14 protein-coding genes and 1 pseudogene are annotated in these 15254 nt (G+C 54.7%); 6 read left to right on the forward strand and 9 right to left on the reverse strand.

The features are described from left to right. The first annotated feature begins 48 nt into the window (after positions 1-48). Positions 49-750, forward strand: a complete 702-nt coding sequence (locus GXX95_03600; GenBank protein NLT37230.1) for a PAS domain S-box protein — start codon at positions 49-51, stop codon at positions 748-750. 315 nt (positions 751-1065) lie between these two features. Here GXX95_03600 and GXX95_03605 read toward each other — a convergent pair whose 3' ends face one another. After that, complete coding sequence (locus tag GXX95_03605) at positions 1066-1353, reverse strand: hypothetical protein (GenBank protein ID NLT37231.1); 288 nt, start codon at positions 1351-1353, stop codon at positions 1066-1068. Positions 1354-1869: 516 nt separating this feature from the next. Here GXX95_03605 and GXX95_03610 point away from each other — a divergent pair. Further along, the gene (locus GXX95_03610) at positions 1870-3873 is read left to right on the forward strand and encodes a hydantoinase/oxoprolinase family protein (GenBank protein ID NLT37232.1); all 2004 of its coding nucleotides are present in this window, start codon (positions 1870-1872) and stop codon (positions 3871-3873) included. A gap of 129 nt (positions 3874-4002) precedes the next feature. Here GXX95_03610 and GXX95_03615 read toward each other — a convergent pair whose 3' ends face one another. The 4 genes from GXX95_03615 to GXX95_03630 all read right to left on the reverse strand — a co-directional run bounded on the left by GXX95_03615 (position 4003) and on the right by GXX95_03630 (position 7768). Further along, the gene (locus GXX95_03615) at positions 4003-5124 is read right to left on the reverse strand and encodes a hypothetical protein (GenBank protein NLT37233.1); all 1122 of its coding nucleotides are present in this window, start codon (positions 5122-5124) and stop codon (positions 4003-4005) included. Positions 5125-5375: 251 nt separating this feature from the next. Next, positions 5376-6335, reverse strand: coding sequence for a hypothetical protein (locus GXX95_03620; GenBank protein ID NLT37234.1), 960 nt, complete (start codon positions 6333-6335; stop codon positions 5376-5378). Between the two features lie 69 nt (positions 6336-6404). Next, on the reverse strand, positions 6405-7364 hold the full coding sequence (mvaD, locus tag GXX95_03625; protein ID NLT37235.1) for a diphosphomevalonate decarboxylase: 960 nt from the start codon (positions 7362-7364) through the stop codon (positions 6405-6407). Beyond that, on the reverse strand, positions 7364-7768 hold the full coding sequence (locus GXX95_03630; GenBank protein NLT37236.1) for an archease: 405 nt from the start codon (positions 7766-7768) through the stop codon (positions 7364-7366). Before GXX95_03630 ends, mvaD begins: the two co-directional genes overlap by 1 nt. A gap of 83 nt (positions 7769-7851) precedes the next feature. On the opposite strand from GXX95_03630, the gene GXX95_03635 reads away from it, so the two are divergent. Further along, positions 7852-8670 (forward strand): aspartate dehydrogenase, encoded by an 819-nt coding sequence (locus GXX95_03635; protein ID NLT37237.1) that lies wholly within the window; start codon positions 7852-7854, stop codon positions 8668-8670. Positions 8671-8700: 30 nt separating this feature from the next. Here GXX95_03635 and GXX95_03640 read toward each other — a convergent pair. After that, positions 8701-8793: pseudogene (locus GXX95_03640) on the reverse strand (50S ribosomal protein L21). A gap of 393 nt (positions 8794-9186) precedes the next feature. Here GXX95_03640 and GXX95_03645 point away from each other — a divergent pair. From GXX95_03645 to GXX95_03655, 3 genes are read left to right on the forward strand one after another with little or no spacing between them, the layout of a single operon-like run. Next, positions 9187-10275: an aminopeptidase P family protein gene (locus tag GXX95_03645; protein NLT37238.1), complete on the forward strand. Its 1089-nt coding sequence runs from the start codon at positions 9187-9189 to the stop codon at positions 10273-10275. Further along, positions 10275-11651 (forward strand): TldD/PmbA family protein, encoded by a 1377-nt coding sequence (locus GXX95_03650; GenBank protein NLT37239.1) that lies wholly within the window; start codon positions 10275-10277, stop codon positions 11649-11651. Before GXX95_03645 ends, GXX95_03650 begins: the two co-directional genes overlap by 1 nt. Next, entirely contained in the window at positions 11652-13025 is a 1374-nt protein-coding gene (locus GXX95_03655) for a TldD/PmbA family protein (GenBank protein ID NLT37240.1), read from the forward strand. A 200-nt stretch (positions 13026-13225) separates the two neighbouring features. Here GXX95_03655 and GXX95_03660 read toward each other — a convergent pair whose 3' ends face one another. From GXX95_03660 to ilvC, 3 genes are all read right to left on the reverse strand, one after another. Beyond that, positions 13226-13735 carry a hypothetical protein gene (locus tag GXX95_03660; protein NLT37241.1) on the reverse strand — a complete coding sequence of 170 codons (510 nt, stop codon included), beginning with the start codon at positions 13733-13735 and terminating at the stop codon, positions 13226-13228. 7 nt (positions 13736-13742) lie between these two features. Then, entirely contained in the window at positions 13743-14114 is a 372-nt protein-coding gene (locus GXX95_03665; GenBank protein NLT37242.1) for a hypothetical protein, read from the reverse strand. A 143-nt stretch (positions 14115-14257) separates the two neighbouring features. Further along, positions 14258-15250, reverse strand: a complete 993-nt coding sequence (gene ilvC / locus GXX95_03670) for a ketol-acid reductoisomerase (protein ID NLT37243.1) — start codon at positions 15248-15250, stop codon at positions 14258-14260. Positions 15251-15254 lie beyond the last annotated feature (4 nt).

Here is a 15254-nt window from a genome sequence, read left to right on the forward strand (position 1 = left end):
ACCGGCGAACTATACAAGTCGACAGACTGGGGACTAGCTCGAGCTGTATTGCATGGTGAGGTAACTATTGATGAGGAGGTAGATATCTTAAAGGCAGATGGGTCAATTGGAACGTTCTTGATATCTGCATCTCCTATTAAAAATAATAAAGGAGAAATAATAGGGTCGATGGAGATCGATAATGACATCACCTCATTAAAGAAAATGGAGAGGGAGTTGACTACTACTAAAGCATCATTGGAGGCAATAATAAATCAGATGCCAGTATGTGTTGCGATAGCGGAGGCTACCACTGGAAATATCGTTATGTCGAACCAAGCCCATAATGATCTATTCACTGATCCGGATCCGGCAAGAACTATCTTCAGTAACGACGGTGATGTAAAATTCCTCAATCCAGATATGACTCCAATGGTCTGGGAGGAATATCCCCTGACGAAAGCAGTAATGTCCGGAAGTACTAGCATAGGTAGTGAAGCATTCCTAAAATACAGGGATGGAAAAGTAAAACCGATTCTAACTTGTGCCGCTCCAGTGAAAGATAATAATGGGCATATACGGGCAGGAGTATCGATCATTGTCGATATTACGGAGATAAAAAATCACGAGAGAAAGATGCAAGAAAAAATTCAAGAACTCACGCATCTTAACTCTGAACTGCATAAATATGCTTATGTCACCTCTCAGGATCTGAGGGAGTCCATGAAAATGATATCCACATACCTCCAGTTCATTGAGAAGAGTAGCTAACAATACGAAAAAGGTCATCATCGGAACAAAAAATATTGACATTAAAAAATTTATCTAACTTAACGAGTTGGCTCATCTAAACACTTTACTTTCATTTCTTCTCTGAATAATATTGTTAGTACTTCTTGCTTCTCAATGAGATGTCATATCAATCACTTACACCTTTTTTGATAGCAACCGGTCTCCTAAATGTGGGCAGTAAAATATTCCCTGGTTTGTTTATCTTCGAAGGTCAATGTGTTTCAAACCAATTTCAACTAGCGCTGAATAATTTGTTCGATAGTAATGATGGTTATTGCATCTAGGGTAAACTGATTATTTCAACCTTCTCAGGTTTTGAATGTGCTTTTCTACCGACATGTCTCCATGAGCAACGTGAGGAAAACGACCTTCCTTTATATCATTACAAAATCGAGGGAGCTCCGTTTCAACAAATAACTGACATCTTTTGTAGATAAGATCAGCATCTATGTCGTTGACACTACGAGGGATTTTTACAATAAATTCTATATCTGTCCCTCGCCTCAATATATCAAGTTCGTCCAAGCCTTCGACTATGCTAGTGTTCTCTCCACCTTTTTTCCTCATGATGTCATCAACCAAGAAAACTCAACTCGATAATCACATTTATTGTATTTAATCCTCTTTCAAGTTAGGTAAAAATAATATACTCATGTATCTTTATTGTAATCATATTATTGCATAAGGAGTACCAACTGAATATGTGCCTTTGTCAAGACATCGTATTGTGTATGGGCAGTCAGGGCGAAATTGGTATTTTTTCCTCTGCATCATTCTACATAAAAACAAATGTGGTTTCATCCTTCCGTGAAAGGCCTCAAACCACCCTAAGCCTAAATGAGAATGTCATGGGTTTTGGAATATAGGCTGTATGTTTCAGTTTCTGGACAACACTGACAACTATCGAACCTAGTGTCTTCATGGAGCAAGTTAATCCATGCTTTGAAGGTAACTTAGAATCGTTTAGGCACCAAGTTTTAGATATTGCCACTTCGTACTTTCAATTCAAGAATTCAGCAGAAAAAATGGATGATTTTGGTATGTTTCCCATGAACCCCTTCACACAGGAGCGTTTATAGTATGAATTTCGAAAATAGAATTGATCTAGGCCTGGGAATTGACACCGGGGGCACATACACGGATGCGGTCATAGTCGATATGAAGGATGGAAGGGTGCTATGTAAAGCAAAGGCCCTAACAACGCATCACGATCTTGCTCAAGGAATCGAAATGGCAATTGAAAAGCTAGATCATATGCATTTTTTACATGTAGGCCTCATGGCCATTTCATCCACCTTAGCCACTAATGCCGTAGTAGAGGGAAAGGGTTGCAGAGTCGGCCTAATTGTCATCGGACATGAGATTGGAAGTAACATCCCCGTGGACGAGATTGTGGAGATACAAGGGGGTCATAATCTCCATGGCGTTCCGCAATCTTGGCTGGGTATTGACCAAGCAAAGGAATTCGTAACAAGAGTAAAGAATAGGGTGGACGCCTTTGCTGTTTCAAGCTACCTGAGTATCAGAAATCCAGAACATGAGAATATAATAAAAAATATGATTCATTCGATTTCATCCAGCCCAGTAGTATGCGGCCATGAGCTTTCATCTGCCCTGGGTTTTCATGAGAGAACAATAACCGCTGTGCTAAATGCTCGCCTTATCCCAATTGTCTCAGACCTGATTCAGTCCATCAAAAAAGTGCAGGAACGGATGAACTTAAATGTCCCGCTTATGATCGTGAGAGGGGATGGAGCCCTTATGAGTGAGACGATGGCTAGAGAGAGGCCTGTGGAAACGATATTATCTGGTCCAGCCGCCTCTGTCATCGGAGCTAAAACGACAACTGGCCATCAAGATGCGGTAATTGTTGATGTAGGTGGGACCACCACTGATATTGGTATTCTGAGAAGTGGACAGCCGCGTTTGGATGCTGAAGGAGCAATGATCGGAGGAAGGAGAACAAGGGTTCGAGCCATCGACGTTTTCACATCAGGCATTGGTGGTGATTCTAGGATTGTAGTCGCGGGCGGCAAGATCTCTCTGTGTGCTAATCGGGCGGTGCCATTGTGTATAGGGGCAAGCTCCAATAAAATAATCTTGGAGAAATTAAGAGTCCTACTAACTGCTCATATAAGGCCAGTGTCATTGCTTTCCGACCTAGATAATGTTCCTCAAGCGACCGAATTCTTTGTTTTTTCAAAAGATCTGCCTGATGTGGACCTGGCACCAGAACATCGTAAGCTCTTGGATATGATGAGAATAGAACCACGCTCGTTCTACGAGCTAGCAGGCATGGCAAATGTGCATCTGACAACAATAAACCTAAAAAAGTTGGAGGCTCTTGGCATGATTTATCGTGTTGGCCTAACGCCAACAGATATCCTTCATGCAGATGGATCCTACATCGAGTATGATGCGGTAGCATCTAAAATCGCTGTGGGGGTGCAAGCTTGTCAAGCCGATATGAAGATAGATGATTTCATTCGAGCGGTGATGACCTTAGTAGAAGAGAAAATCGCCATCGATGTGGTGAAAAAACTCATTTATGAAGAAATAGGGGAAGTACCTTATGACGGCGTCGGAGCTTTTCTGATTGAAAACATGATTCGTGGCACTGGCCGACAAGACTTGACTTGCAGGCCATTGTTGAACAAACCGATTATTGGAATAGGGGCTCCAGTAAAAGCATACCTTCCTGGTGTGGCAGATCGTCTGAACACAAAACTGGTCCTGCCGGAACACTCCGAGGTTGGTAATGCCATAGGGGCGATATCAGGCAATGTAGTTGAATCAATTGAGATGCTGATACGTCCGTTAAAAGGTTTGAGCATGGTAGATAATCCCCCATGTACATTGTTCTGGTTGCAAGAGAGGAAGGACTTCGAGAGCACGGATGCAGCTATCAACTATGCCAAGGAGGTCGGCTCCAATCTGGTTCAGAAAAGGGCGATCGAATCTGGTGTTGATTCAATAGAAATTATAATTGAGAACAAACGAAATGAAGCTCGTATAAACAAGAGTCAAAGGTCCAGTCTCCTACTCGACATAACTCTTGTTATTACGGCCATTGGTAAGCCGCAACTCTTCTTCGAGAGCTAAGAGCGCTTCAGTTGAAGTGAGCATAGAACATCTTCCGCGGCATTTCCTATTGGAGGTCGAGAACCGAAAGATAGGAATCCGTTCGATCCATCTTAATGTGAATGAAGGCCGACGTGGAGGCTGACCGGATTATCCCAGTCCGCCAATGATCTCGCCCCTCACCAAACGGCGTTCGGCGAGGCTCTGGCGGGTGAGCGCCTTGATGTTCTTAGGGGTGACCCGCGCCAAGGTGGGCAGTTGATCGGGGAACACCTTCACCAGCTCCCGCAACAAGTACTCGTTGATAAGTCCCGTGGACCTGATCCCCTCGACGGTCCAATCATCCACCAGGGCGTTGGTGCCCTCGACCCCGGCCTTATGGAACGCCTCCGCCAGGATGGAGGTGACAATGGTATTGTCGGCTATGACCGCTATCTCCGCCTCCCTCAGGGCATACTCGTTCCCGTTGAAGGAAATGGAAAGCCCCCCTCCTTCCCTCACCAGCTGGAAGGCCTGTACGTCGGTAATGGAATCACCGATGTACATGGTGTCCTCCAGACCGATCCCCGTCCTCCTCCTTATGTCCATCACCGCCGACGCCTTCTCCTCGCCACCGACCGGATTGATGTCCATGAGCAGCTGGTTGACCGACATCTCCATCAGGTCCTCCATGAAGATCTCATCGAGCCTGTGGATGGTCGCTCGGTCCTGGAACCGCAGGTCCTCGATGCTCCGGGCGTTCTCAGGCAACCGCATCTCTTCCATCCTGGCGATCTCCTGAGCGATGGCCTTGATCCGGTCACCCTCACAGGGGTCGGTCTTGATGACATCCATGTCGAGAGCGGTGCTGTAGGTGTTCTCGAGAGGGAACCCGATGGCGTCGCACAAGGCACTGATGAAGTGCTCGTAGGACGTGGCCACGATGAAGGGGGTCATGAACTCCTGCACGAAGCGCATGGTCTTCTTCGCGCCGGGTATCGTCATGATGTTCTTGCGGGAGTACTCTAGAATTGAGGAGTCGGTGGCACCGTAGGCCTTCAGGAAGGGAAGGATCAGCTTGAGGGTGTCGCCCGCCTTGTAGTTGGGACGCTGGATTAGATTGGATAATATGTCATCGTACTGGCTGACGGTACGGAATAGTTCTGCACCGTTCTCTATCATATCGCGGCATAGTTCGAAAGCGTTGTCGTTCTTGGTGATGGGGCCCTCGCTGTCACTGATGAACTGCCTCCATCCCCCAGTCATGGTCTCCTCAAGTCCGTCAAAGTCCATGCTATTACCCCTCGGCCTCCTCTTACGCCGACGATGGCCCTACGCCAACTCCGTGGCAGATCCGTTCAGGTACGATTTCGAACCTGATGAGATTCTTATCTTTTATGTGTATTTTTCCATAGGCCGCATAGGCGGCCTGGGGATCGGCATTATCTCTAACATCGTAGCCATCCATCAATGCGGCTTTAGCTGCAGATATCATGGCATCTCGATTGATCATATCATCGGGCCTCGGAGAAGCGGCCGGCATCCTAGTCCAGCTCCTTGGCGAACCTTCGCAGGAACCTCTCATCAGGATAGGCCTCTCGGCCGTATGAGGATACGCTTAAGGCCGAGGCCGAGGCCCCGATGCGCCCGCATACCTCCAATGTCGCCCCGTCCAGGTAGCCGGCCAGAAAACCTGCGGCATATACATCGCCCGCTCCCGTGGTGTCCACAACGACGGCCTTTCTTGCCGGGACCTTTATCGACGAGTTGTAAGTGGTTATCAACGACCCCTCGCGTCCCAGCGTGCAGACCACGACCTTAGCGCCCATGTCAAGGAGGGTCCTGCTGCCTTCCTGTGGGCCCGAGCCAGTGAGCATCCTCATCTCCCTATCATTGAGGAACACTATTCGGCTCCTCCCCACAATATCCCCTATCTGCCTCAATCCTCTTCGGGCATATTTCTCTCCGGGTGCGAAGGAGATGTAGACGTTATCGTCCAACAGATCCAGCAGCTGCTTCTGGAGAAGGAGCGCGGAATCGCTCGAGAATGAGCTGAGGTGCACGAACTTGGAGGCGTTGAGGTAGCTGATATCGTCGGCCATGAAGGAGAAGAAATCGTTGGAGTTGGGCATGGCCAGGAGGGACCGTTCACCATCTTTCAAAAGGGAGATGCACACACCCGCCCTCTTGTACATCTTCACATGGTCGACATCGACACCTTCCATGGAGCGAAGGAGGAACTTGGAACTGTCGTCCTTACCTGTCACTCCCAGGAATCCGGTGGAATAGCCCATGCGGGAGAGGGCGAACACTGTGTTGGCCGCCGATCCTCCCCCGCTGCGGGCGATGGGCTCCTGCGTCGCTAGCTCCTGAGAGACCTTCACGAACAGATCCTCATCCCCCACTATCTCCTCACCCGGCTCGAAGGTATGACCAGCCAGGGTGAGAGACGGAACCTTGTAGAAGAGGTCCACGTTCAGCGCTCCGACCCCGATAACATCCATTGGGACGGCCTAGATATGTTCAGGATATAATACCTTATCACCACGGCCTGTGGTTATCATCACAATTCTTCAGAACAGGTGATCGTCCACGACTCGGGACTCCCTCCCCACGGTGCAGAGCATGGTCTGCAGGCCCAGGGCAGCGATCCGTTCCCTTACCTTGGTCGCGCTCCTGCCAACGGTATTGATGTACACCGTGGCCCCGGTATCCATAGAGAAGTAGCAGGGAATGCCCTCCCGCCTCATGGACCGCACCTCGAGGATGACCCTCAAGGTATCCGGCCTCCACAATATCAGCCCCTGCTCCCCGGTCATGGTGACGGCGTGAAGCTGCAGCGTGTCCACCTCGGCGAGCCGTCCGACCTCTTCGGCGTCTCCCGCACGAACAGCCCTCTCCATATTGTCCAATGCTGTGGACACATGCTCCAGCCGTGACCTGAAAAAGGGAGAGGTGATCACGTCCCGGTGGGCCTCATCGGTCAGCTTGTACGCGGGCACGACGGCCACCACCATCGCCAGGTCGATGTCCGCAGGGTATGGTAAGGGCCGGGATACGGAGGTGAGATCGTCGCCGCCGTGCCACCGCGAGAACCCCCCGGTCACCGCACGGGAGGCAGAACCAGCCCCTCGTCGGGCAAAGCGTGACAGCTCCACCAGACCCATCTCCAGGCCCAGCGAGCGGGCGGCCGCGAGGGCGAGCGCGGCGAACCCTGAGGCCGAGGCGCCCAATCCCACGTTGGAGGGAAAATCGTTCCTCGACTCCATGCGAAATCCGGAGGTGACGCCCGCTTCTGCGCGCAGGAGGTCGATGACAGCGAGCACCCTTGTCAGCTCCCTCCCCGACAATGTCCTCCCGTCTATCACCGCTGCATCATGGGGCATGCCGAACTGCACGGTGGTGTGCGTGCGCAGGGGGGCGGTGCACACGGAGATCGAATCATGAAATGGTAGGCGGAGGGACTCATCCCTCAGACCATGGTATTTCACAAGTCCCTGGATGGGATGAGCGATGGCCGACGCTTTTGTCATCATACATCGAAAAGCACGGTTATGGACGGCTCCTCCTCGTTCACCTGCAGCAAGTGATAGGTAACCGCCTTGATCTCCTGCCGAGGAGAGTGCTTCGTGGCATCGAACCTCTCTCCTTTAGCTCTGCACTTCAGCATCCCCTCGCCGAATGTCACGTCAAACTCGTTGAGGAGCAACCCCTTGGCGTCGAAGATGAACAGCACCTCGGATAGGAAGTTGTAAAGAAGATCGTCCAGCGTGGAGCCCTCCGCCGTTATATGCTCCTCCACCAGGGCCTCGGCGCTGCTGGCGTCGACGATCTGGTCCATCATCCCGAAGGCGGCGTTCTGGAAGCACTCCTCCAGGGTCTCACCGTGCGCCTTGATCATAACGTCGGCAGTGTGCTCGAGGACCTCGTACCTCATCGCTCAGGGATGGGCCCAACGTGGATAAAAGGATTGTTCGGCGTTGGGACAGATTCTTATGCAGGTCCGTCATTGGACCTTTCGTGCGAATACTGATCATAGGTTGTGGCTCTATCGGATCTGTGCTGGCTAAGGCCGTGCACGATATGCCAGAGGTCGATCGCATCTATGTGACGGATCAGAGCAAGGACTACGCCCTCCACCTCATCGAGAGCCTGGAGAAGGCCCGTTACATCGACAACGTCAACGACAATATCGTGAAGGTGCTGGGAGAGGTCGACCTGGCAGTGGAGGCGGCTAGCCAGGAGGCTGCCCGCAAGTTCATCCCCTTCGTGCTGGAGAACGGGGCGGACGTGATGGTGATGAGCGTGGGCGTTTTCGCCGATGATGCCTTTCGTGAGAAGTGCTTCACCCTGGCAAAGAAACACCGTTCCCGCCTGTACGTGCCCTCCGGGGCCATATGTGGTACGGACGGTCTGCACTCCGCCTCCGCCGCTCACATCCAGGAGGTGCACCTGATCACAAGGAAGGGTCCGCGGGGCCTCAGAGGGGCGCCCGGACTGACGATGAAAGGCATTGATGTCGACACCCTTACCGAGCCTACGGTGGTCTTCGAGGGCAATGCCAGGGATGCGTCCAAACAGTATCCGAAGAACCTTAACGTGGCGGCAACGGTCTCGCTCCTCGGAATGGGCTTTGAGAACACCCATGTGACCATCATCTGCGATCCCACGACGGAGCGGAACGCGCACACCCTGGTGGTCAAGGGGGATTTCGGCGAGCTGCGATGCGAGACCCAGAACGTCCCATCTCCCATGACGCCCTCCACCAGCTATCTGGCCGCTCTGTCAGCGGTAGCAGCGATAAAACGGATACTTGGCAACGTATGGATAGGGGTTTGAAAAAGGGAAGTGTGGCCGTTAGGCCCTTGATCACTTCTTCTTGGGAGCAGCCTTCTTCGTGGCCGCGGGCTTCTTGGGAGCAGCCTTCTTGGGGGCAGGCTTCTTAGGCGCCTTTGCCTTGGGCTCCTCCTCGACCTCTTCGACCACCTCGACCTCATCCTCTACTTCCTCATAGTCGAGGAAGTCGAGCATCGCATCCTCCAGGTCAGCCAGCACTTGCATGGCCTCCTCCTTCTTGTCCTTGTCCATAAGGTCAAGGGCCTCAGCGACCATATCCAGCATGCTCTCCAACTCGTTGTCGAGATCCTCAAAAGCGGTACCAAGAGTGACCATGTGATTCACCTTGGTTCAGTTACATATTATCTACATATTTCAACCTATGGCATTATGCCCATGGTGAGAGCAACCGATCGTGCGCTCATCTGGATGGCCGGTGTCGACCACATGCGGAGGCATTGATGCGAGACCAATCAGCAGGTTTATTGGGCAGGGCACCTTTGTTGTACTGGTCAGTCAATGAAAGATCGAGCTATCCGCATTTTCTCAAAGCTGCTCGAGCCCGTGGACGCGATCCTCCTGGTAAATGAGGAGGACCCCATGAGCGATGCATCGTTCTTCTATGCCACCGGGGCCGTGTCCGGCCTCTTCGAGCACTGCCCTGCCATCCTATTTCCTGACGGCAACGTCCGCATCATAACCTCCGCCCTGGAGGAAACGTCGGCGCGTACCACTTCCGCAGAGGTCGTACCGTACTCCAATCCCCATGAGCGAAGAGAGCTGCTGCGCTCATCTCTCAAGGGGGCGAAGCGCGTGGGGATCAACGGACCAGGGATCACCTACCACTGGTGCAAGGAGGTCCAGGCCGCCCTTCCCGGGGTGGAGCTGGTCGACGTGTCCGATGCGGTCTCATCCGCTCGAAGGGTCAAGGACGGCAAGGAGATCGACGCCATCCGGGATGCCTGCAGGATAGCCTCCAATGTGGCGGACGCCATACCTGATCTCATCTCTGTGGGGATGAAGGAGAGCGAGGCGGGAGCGGAGATATCGTATCGCATGCAGAGGGCAGGGGCAAGCTCAGTGTCCTTCGAGACCATCGCCGCCTTCGGCCCGGCCTCGGCGGAGCCGCACTACTCGCCCCAGAGCAGAAAGCTGATGGACGGAATGCCAGCGCTCTTCGACTTCGGATGCAAGGTCCGCCGCTACTGCTCGGATATTTCGCGCACTTTCATCGCCGGTCGCGTTGATGAGCGTTTCCGCCGCATGTACGAGGTCGTGGCCGAGGCCCAGCGAAGGGCTATCGCCGTCATTCGGCCTGGCGTCAACGGGATGACGGTGGACGCGGCTGCCCGCTCATACATCGACTCTACAGAGTTCCAGGGAAGGTTCATCCACTCCACCGGACACGGCCTGGGACTGAATGTGCACGACGGAGGTCGCTTCGCCCCCAACGTCGACCTGATTCTGGAGGAGAACATGGTCATGACCGTGGAGCCAGGAGTATATCTGCCCGGCATGGGAGGGGTCAGGATCGAGGATGATGTCGTCATCACCAGGAACGGTTGCGAACTGCTTACGACCGCTAAGAAGGAACTGAAGGTGATCTAATGGAGGACGCTCTCAACAAGGCCATCCGCACGATGCAGGAGGAAGGGGCGGAGTTCTGCGATGCCCGCTACGAGGACCGATGGGGTCTGATAATCTCCGTATCCAACAGGGAGCTGAGGAACCTCTCCACGAACCGCATCGCCGGGGTCGGCCTCAGGGCACGCATCGGAGGCTCCTGGGGCTCCTCCTCCGGAGGCCGTTTCGATCCCGAGAGCCTGAGGGAGATGGCCCGAAAGGCCGTACGGGCCGCCAAGTTGGGAGATAGCCCGGGGGCGCCGATACCGGAGCAGCCCGCCTACACAGGTAAATTCCAGATGAAGATGAGGGTGCCTCCCGCCAATGTGCCCGTGGAGGAGAAGCTGGCCATGGTGAAGGACCTGGACGAGGCACAGCACATCTCCGACAGGATCGTTAACACCAACGCCATATATTCCGAGGGCAAGAGGACCACGGTGCTGGTGAACTCCTTCGGTTCAAGGCTTCGATGGGAGGACGGGCGACTTCGTATGAACGCCATCGCCGTGGCCAGGGAGAACGGGAGAATGGAGTCGTATCGCGAGGGTATCGCCGGCTCCAAGGGCATGGAGCTTATCCAGCAACGGGACCTCAGTGAGATGGGGGTGTCCGCGGCCCGGGAGGCCATCGTCCAGCTGGGGGCCGTAAAGCCCCCTTCGGGGCGGATAACCTGCATCACCGATCCCGAGATAAGTGGCCTGCTGGCGCACGAGGTCATGGGCCATGCATCGGAAGCGGACGAGGTCGTCAAGAGGCGGTCGTTCCTCACCGACAAGATAGGCCAGGTGGTAGCGGATGAGCAGATCACCATGGTGGACGACGGGACCCTGGAGGGCGGTTATGGCACTTTACTGTTCGACGATGAGGGCACTCCCGCGTCCCGGACGGTGGTCATCAAGAACGGAGTGTACAACAGCTACCTCCATGATCTGGAGACAGGAGCGTCCATGGGCGTTCCGTCCACTGGCAATGGCCGACACGAGGATTTCGGGCGCCGGGTGTGGGTGCGCATGACCAACACCTTCTTCGAGGCCGGCGACTGGAAGTTGGAGGAGATGCTGGAGGATGTCAAGTTCGGCGTGCTTACGGACAAGTTCGTAAATGGAATGGAGGACCCCGTGGGGGGGAGCTTCGAGGCCAAGGCCCACCGCGGATTCCTCATCGAGAACGGGAAGATAACAAAACCGCTGCGCGCCATGACACTGACCGGCAAGGCACTGGACATTCTGCATACGACCGACGCCGTGGGCGATAAGGTATCCATGGACCCTGGTACCTGCGGTAAGGGGACGGAGGACCATGTACCCGTCTCCTCAGGAGGGCCTTACTGCCGCTCCCAGATAATCATAGGGGGCGATTGAATGGAAGAAGTGAAGCTGGACGTGGTAACCCTCGCTCGAATGGCCCTGGATGCGGCCGGAAAGGCCGGAGCGACCCAGGCCGAGGCCTTCGCCGTGAGATCCGTCACCAAGAGCGTGTACGTTGACGATACCCGGATAAAGATATGCGAGGAGAAGGAGGACCAGGGCATCGCCATGCGGGCGATGAAGGGTAAGCGGTTGGCGCAGGTGTCATCGACCGCGGTCTTCGAGAACGATGCAGTGGCCTGTGCCAAGGTGGCGACCTTGCTGGCCGAGCGATCGCCTTCATCGAGGACTTATGATCACTTCCCCATGCCGTCCCCGGCCACGCTACCGCCGGGTCCCTGGGACGCTCGCATCGAGTCTGCGGAGGCCTTGGACCTCATAGATCTGGTAAAGGCCACGATCGGTGCCGCGGCGGACCGCGGGGTCAAGGTACCTCGAGGCGTCCTGCGTGTCGCTACCATCGAGTCCAACATCTTCAACACCAACGGTGTGGACGTGTCCCAAAGGAGCACCCTCATGTATGCCAACTATGATGCCATGGCCGAGGGAGCCTCTCCGGGGGAGGGCGTGATATCATCCAACTCCCCTTGGCTCAAGGACTACGCTCCCGAGACCTTAGGGGAAAGGTTAGCGGAACAGGCTCTATCTGCCAGGGATGCCAAGTCGCTCGACGCCCCCATGAGAGGCACGGTCATGATCTCCCCCTGGGAGATGGGCCAGATGCTGGCAACCTCCATCATGCCTGCGGTGAGCGCTGAGAGCGTCCATAAGAAGCGCAGTCCGTGGGCAGGGATGGAAGGGGGGCAGGTGGCATCCGAGAAGCTCACCATCGTGGACGATCCCTCTGACAGCCGGGGTCTCCTCTCAGCCGCCTACGACGATGAGGGCGTTCCCACCACTGTCAAGAGCGTGATCGATAAAGGGGTCCTGAGCTCATACCTTTACGACAGCTACAACTCCAGCGTCGAGAGGAAGGCACCTTCCGGCAATGGCATGAGGCGCCGCCCACAGGACGCCCAGTATCTCTTTAAAAGCTCCTTGGCATGCGCCCCCGTGAACATGGTGGTAAGCCCGGGAAGGCGCTCTCCCGAGGACATCATTTCCTCCATGGAAGAGGGCGTGGTGGTGGAGAGGTTCGCCTTCCCCACGGTCAGCCCTTACACTGGAGCTTTTTCGCTGGAGGTGCGCTCGGCCTACATCGTAAGGAACGGCTCACCCGCCGGGCAGATAAAGCACGCCCTGATAACGGGGAACTTGTTCGATGGGCTGAAGAGCATCGTGGAGGTGGGGAACGATGCCACCATCACCGGGGACGTGATCCTTCCTAGCATCGCCTTTGACGGTTTCGAGGTGGTAGGGAGCAGGTAAAAAGATGGTTCGGCCGGGCGTGGCTTAAGACCTCAGCGGTCGTCCGTCAACCTTCGGTGGCACTCGCCGGCAGAGATTGTTAAAAAAATATGGTGTCGTGATCATGCACCATAAAGTGTCTCAAGAGGCGTTTTTCGTCTAACTAACGAGCTTGAGCGAACGCTTGAAAAGGCTATCTACAGTGCCATTTGGCACCGACATCATTCGTTGCCCTTTACCCAATCCAAGCTCGTGTCGATCATGGCAAAGATCACGTCCCCGCTCTTGCCCGACAAACGCGCCCCGAACGGCAGGTGGTGGACGGGATCGACGAACTGCTCGCTATATAGCGTGCCTTTATCCAGGTCTTCCTCGCACATGTAATGCTCCACCTCCTTGTCCCCGAAGGGAGTGGTCATGACGGTCTTGCCGACCATCTCCCCGTCATGCAGCACGGACCAGCCGGCCACCACCCCTCCCAGGTCTGAGAGGTCCTTTCCATCCCAGGGGAAGGTGAGGCGGGCCCTCTTCATGGAGGGGACCTTCTTTGGCAGGACGTCCACCAGGAACTTGTCCTCCTTGACCATCACCACCTTTATTCCCAGCGCTCCCTCCACCTTATCGTCCCCTACGTTGCCGGTGACAGAGTACACGATATGGTCGTTCTTGGCCAGTAGACCCTCTTTCCGGGACGGCAGGAGGGCGAGCACGCTGAACGCGTGATCCATCATGACACGATCACCCCCGACGGACCATGACCTTCATCCTGTCGCCCACCGCCTCGAACTGCCGAGGATCTCCCGTAAGTCTCCCCACGGGGGAAACCTCGGATATGGACTCGGGGTCCAGCCCCTTGCTCACGGGCGTGGGGCCATAGAAGATGCACAGCGCTCTACCCTCCGGCCAGAATGCCACTTCCCCCGCTTTCAGGACCTTACGCCCGTTCTCCAGCCCGCATTTCACGGGCACCTCGAAGTAGATCTCGTCCCCCCAGGCGTTGGTGTAGGCTTCAAATGGTGCGGCCAGCCACAGGGCGTTAGCGGTATCGCTCTCGTTTAGCTCGATATCAAAATCATTGTTACCGATGAGGAGCATCAGATGATTTGCCATATTGTCACCTCAATTAATGTCCCGCCCGTAGTTATGGTTTTCCTACGTCAAGGGGACGACGGTCCGAAATGAAGTGTGCAAACGCAGTTCCAAAAAGGTTGAGAAAAAATGGGAAGATGGTCAGGCAATGATCTGCCTGATGATCAGTTCTTGCGCTCGAACAGGCGGCGGATCTCCTTGCCCACCAGCTCGATGTCCTTCTCCGATTCCTCGGCCTCGAGCCTCTTCATGTTCTCCAGGTCGACCGTCCACTCCTTAGTCCACTCCTCGGCGAAGCGCCCGGAGTTGATATCGTCCAGGATCTTACTCATGGCCTTCTTGGACTCATCGTTGATGACCTTGTCCCTTCGGGTGAGGCCACCGTACTCAGCGGTGTTGGAGACGGAGTCCCACATGTGCATCATGCCGCCTGCCTGGATCAGGTCAACGATGAGCTTCAGCTCATGGAGGACCTCAAAGTAGGCGATCTCAGGCTTGTAACCCGCTTTTATTAAGGTCTCGAAGCCGGCCTCTATCAGGGCGGTGACGCCGCCGCACAGCACGGCCTGCTCGCCGAAGAGGTCGGATGTGGCTTCCTCGCGGAAGTCGGTCTCCAGCACCCCAGCCTTTGTGGACCCGAGGCACTTGGCGAGAGCCAAAGCGGTCATCTTGGCCTTGCCAGAGGCATCCTGTTCCACCGCTATCAGTGACGGTACCCCGAACCCTTCCAGGAAGGTCTGCCTGACCATCCTTCCGGGGGACTTGGGAGCCACCATGATGACGTCACAGTTCTTGGGAGGGGCGATGAGCTTGAAAGTGATGGCGAACCCATGGGCGAACTCCAGGGATGCGCCGTCCTTGAGGTTGGGTGCGATCTGCTCCTTGTATACTCGGGGCTGTACCTCGTCCGGCAGCAATATCATCACGATGTCCGCGCCCTTTACCGCGGAAGGTATGTCCGCGACCTTCAGACCATCGGCCTGGGCCAGGTCCCAGGACTCTCCGCCCTTACGAGCTCCCACGGTGACGTTCATCCCCGAATCATGGATGCACAATGCCTGAGCTCGGCCCTGGTTCCCGTAGCCGATTACGGCGATCTTCTTTCCGCTCAATACCTCTAGGTCAGCATCGGAATCGTGGTAGATCTTGGTAGCCATCAGA

This window comes from Methanomassiliicoccus sp. (assembly GCA_012719175.1).
GTDB lineage: Archaea > Thermoplasmatota > Thermoplasmata > Methanomassiliicoccales > Methanomassiliicoccaceae > UBA6.